We start from the raw sequence: 3,910 nt of genomic DNA on the forward strand, positions 1-3,910 counted from the left end.
GGGTTAGGGGAGGAGGGGGTGGAGGAGGACGTTTTCGTCTCGGCCGGGGCCTACGCCTACGACGCTCACCCTGGTGTTGCAGAGTTCTTCGACGCGGGCGATGTAGCGGCGGGCGTTCTCCGGCAGCTCGTCAGCGGTGCGGGCCTTGGTGATGTCCTCCCACCAGCCGTCGAGCTCCTCGTAGACGGGCGTGGCGTGGTGGAAGTCGGTCTGGCTCATCGGCATGTCGTCGACCCGTACGCCGTTGATCTCGTAGCCGACGCAGATCGGCACCTTGGGCAGCCCGGTGAGCACGTCCAGCTTGGTGATGACCAGGTCGGTGACGCCGTTGAGGCGGCAGGCGTACCGGGCGACGACCGCGTCGAACCACCCGCACCGGCGCTCCCGACCGGTGGTGGTGCCGTACTCCGCGCCGATCTTGCGCAGGTGGTCGCCGTTGGCGTCGAACAGCTCGGTCGGGAACGGGCCCGCGCCGACCCGGGTGGTGTACGCCTTGCTCACCGCGATCACCTTGCTGATCGCGGTCGGCGGGATGCCGGCGCCCACGCAGGCGCCGCCGGCCGTCGGGTTGGACGAGGTCACGAAGGGGTACGTGCCGTGGTCCATGTCGAGCATGGTGGCCTGGGCGCCCTCCAGCAGCACCGTCTCGCCCCGGTCCAGGGCGTCCCAGAGCATCGCCCGGGTCTCGGCGATGTACGGCTTGAGCCGCTCCGCGTACCCCAGGTACTCCTCGACGGTCGCCTCGAGGTCGATCGCCTTGCGGTTGTAGACCTTGAACAGGATCTGGTTCTTCTCGCGCAGTGCGAGTTCCAGCTTCTTGCGCAGGATGCCCGGATCGAGCAGGTCCTGGAGCCGGATGCCGATCCGGGCGACCTTGTCGCCGTACGCGGGGCCGATGCCCCGGCCGGTGGTGCCGATCCGGGACGAGCCGAGGTAGCGCTCGATGACCCGGTCCAACGCCCGGTGGTGCGGCATGATCAGGTGCGCGTCGCCGGAGATCCGCAGCCGGGACACGTCCACGCCCCGCTCGGCCAGCCCGTCGATCTCGGTGAGCAGCACCTTCGGGTCGACCACCACGCCGTTGCCGATGACGATCATCGCGCTCGGCGAGAGCGCGCCGGAGGGCATCAGGTGCAGTGCGTACTTCTGGCCGTCCGGGGTGATCACCGTGTGGCCCGCGTTGTTGCCACCGGAGTAGCGCACGACGTAGTCGACCCGCTCACCCAGCAGGTCGGTAACCTTGCCCTTGCCCTCGTCGCCCCACTGAGCGCCGAGGAGCACGATCGCTGGCATCTTTTCCGCCTCCAGAAGGCTCGGGTGCCAGGTGGCGACCGGTTGGCGAGCCCGGGGTGTCAGGTTAACAAGTAGTGACGGCGCGGCCGGCAGGGGTCGCGCCGAGAGGCAGGAGGCTCCTTCCGTGTACGACGTGGTGCTGCTCACCCTCGGTTCGGAGCGGGACGCTCCCGGGGGCTGCGGCAGCGGTGGGGCCTGCTGCGGCGGCGCGACCGGAGCCGACGCCGACCCGACGACCGGTGCCGGCAGCGCCGACGATGGCACGACCGGCCCGGCCGGCGATCAGACGACCGGCGCGGCCGTTGGCGGGGCGGGGGGCGCTGCGGACACGTGCGTCACGGAGCGGCCGCGCGTGCCGGTGCTGGCCTGCGTCGACGCCCTGAACGCCCGGGGTGCCCGGGTGCAGACGGTCACCGCGCGCTCGGACGCCGACATCGACGAGGTGCTGTCCCGGCTCGACGGTCCGCCGCGCCCGGATGGTCTGGCCTGGCCGGACCCGGACGGCAAGACCCGGCTGGTCGTCGCCACGGCCAGCGACGGGCAGTTACGCGCCGTGCTGCGCCGGCTGGTCCGGCGGTACGCGCCAGCGCCGAGCCGCCGCCCGGCGGACCTGCCCGCTGACCGGACCCTGCCCGACCTGCCGCCGGTGGCCGTACTTCCGCTCGATCCGGCACGTGGCGGCACTCACCGGGACCTGGCCGCGCAGCTCGGGCTGCCCCGCGACCCGGCCGCGGTGGCCGCCGCGGTGCTGGACGGCACGCCGCGCCGGCTGGACCTGCTGCGCAACGACGGCGGCTCGGTGACCCTGGACGGCGCTCTGCTCGGCGCCGCCGACGACGCCGGCCGGCCGCTGCACTGGCGGGCCCGGGTCGAGGTGGACGACACCATCCTGACTGACGGTGACGAACCGCTGCTGGCCTGTGCGATCGGGAACGCCGGCGGGTACGCGACGCTCGACGACGTGACGTTGCTGGCCGCGCCGGATCCGGCCGACGGCCAGGTCGAGGTCGCGGTGGCCGTGCCGGTGGTCGTCCGCTCGAAGCTGGGCAGGAAGCGGGTACGCCTGGAGGTGCGGCGGGCTCGCGGGCGCGCGGTGTCGGTGCTGCCCAGGGAGGGCAAGGTGCCCTACCTCGACGACGGCGTCGAGGGCGAGCTGACCCGCAAGCGGTCCTGGTGGGTCGAACCGGGCGCCTGGGCGGTCTGGTCGATCTGACCCCGGCTGCGCCGACCGACCCTCGTCGGCCGGTGGGCCTATCCTCGCAGGAGGACTGGGGAGGGGCCGTAATGGACGAGAACGCCGACCGGGCGCAGGTGCCCGGCCAGCAGCCGGTGCCGGAGCGGGACATCGAACCACTCTGGCCACCCGATGCGACCGACCGGGGCGCGGACGCCGCAGCACCACCATGGGCGTCGATCTCCGAGCAACGGGGTGGCCCACCGTCGTCGGCCGCGCCGCCATCGACCGTGCTGCCGCCGGTGGCCGTGCCGCCGACGGGCCGCCCGCCGGTTCCCGGGCAGCCCGGGGCCGCGGCGCTGCCCCCGCCGTCACCGTCCGACTACCCGTCGCTCACGGGTGCCGTGCCGGCGCCCGGCGGCTGGGGCGTCAGCGGCCCCTCCGGCACCGCCTCGGGCTGGGCACCGGGCCAGCCGAGCTGGCCACCGCCTGCCGACCCCCCGGCGTCCGATGCTCCCGGGCCGACGGTCGACGACGCCCGACCCACGCCGTCGACCACCGATGCCGCGTCCGGCGCACCAGCGAGCGGGGCTTCCCGAGCTGCCGGGCCTGCCGCGACTCCCGGCTCAGCACCCGATGCCGGCTCAGCATCCGATCGCGCCTCGGCCACCGGCCCTGCTGCCTGGAACGGCGCGGCGGGCGCGACCGCCGGTTCGGCGACCGGCTCGACCGGGCCTGCGAGCAGCGGCACACCCGACGACACCGGCGCCGCGGCATCGCGCAGCGCGACGCCGGCGACGAACCGCCCGACAGCAGCGGCAGGCGCCACGTCAGTGGTGGCCGACCCCTGGGCACCCAGCCCCCGACCGGAGGCGGCCGATCCAACGCCGCCGGCAACCGAGCCAACGCCACCGCCGGCAGCCGGGCCGACACCGCCACAGGCAGCCGGGCCAACGCCGCCGCAGGCCATCAGGCCCACGCCGCAGGCAGCCGTCCCCGGGCCGATGGCGACCGGCCCCACACCGCCACAGGCAGCCGGCGCGGGGCCGGGGACGGCTGGCTCCGGGCCGCAGGCAGCCGGGCCCACGCCGGAGACAGCCCACGACGCGCCGCTGAGAGCCGGCTCAACGCCGCAGGCAGGCACCCTGCCCGACGCGGAGACCTCCAAGCCGGGAGCAAGCCCCACACCTGGCGCGGGAAGCGCCGCAGCAGGAACCGAACCGGCGAAGGCCGCTGATCCCGTCCCGGCCCCGCCGATCGTGCCGGGTGGCGTCGACCTGGACCTGCCGTTCACCCTGGACCGCCCGGCGGCCCCGGCCGCGCCGGCCGACCGTCCGATCCCCGACGATGCGGCAGCGAGCGAATCCGTGAGCTCGGGCCCCGTTGCGGCGGAGTCGGCATCGCCCCCGGCTGGCGGCACCGGCGTCGGGGACGGACCGGCCA

At 74.8% G+C, this 3,910-nt stretch carries 3 protein-coding genes; 1 reads left to right on the plus strand and 2 read right to left on the minus strand.

What is annotated here, in order from left to right; translation table 11 throughout:
• Nucleotides 1-3 precede the first annotated feature (3 nt).
• Nucleotides 4-1,293: an adenylosuccinate synthase gene (locus EAD98_RS00725; protein ID WP_121652169.1), complete on the minus strand. Its 1,290-nt coding sequence runs from the start codon at nucleotides 1,291-1,293 to the stop codon at nucleotides 4-6.
• 124 nt (nucleotides 1,294-1,417) lie between these two features.
• Here EAD98_RS00725 and EAD98_RS00730 point away from each other — a divergent pair, with 124 nt between their 5' ends.
• The gene (locus EAD98_RS00730) at nucleotides 1,418-2,506 is read left to right on the plus strand and encodes a diacylglycerol kinase family protein (RefSeq protein ID WP_121652170.1); all 1,089 of its coding nucleotides are present in this window, start codon (nucleotides 1,418-1,420) and stop codon (nucleotides 2,504-2,506) included.
• A 343-nt stretch (nucleotides 2,507-2,849) separates the two neighbouring features.
• Here EAD98_RS00730 and EAD98_RS30630 read toward each other — a convergent pair whose 3' ends face one another.
• Nucleotides 2,850-3,446: a hypothetical protein gene (locus EAD98_RS30630; RefSeq protein ID WP_147457302.1), complete on the minus strand. Its 597-nt coding sequence runs from the start codon at nucleotides 3,444-3,446 to the stop codon at nucleotides 2,850-2,852.
• Between the last annotated feature and the right edge of the window lie 464 nt (nucleotides 3,447-3,910).

The sequence above is a fragment of the Micromonospora sp. CV4 genome, from assembly GCF_003667455.1.
GTDB lineage: Bacteria > Actinomycetota > Actinomycetes > Mycobacteriales > Micromonosporaceae > Micromonospora.

Excerpts from the sequence above, each read along its gene's own strand:
- EAD98_RS00725 (WP_121652169.1), bottom strand. The coding sequence starts at position 1,293 with ATGCCAGCGATCGTGCTCCTCGGCGCTCAGTGGGGCGACGAGGGCAAG.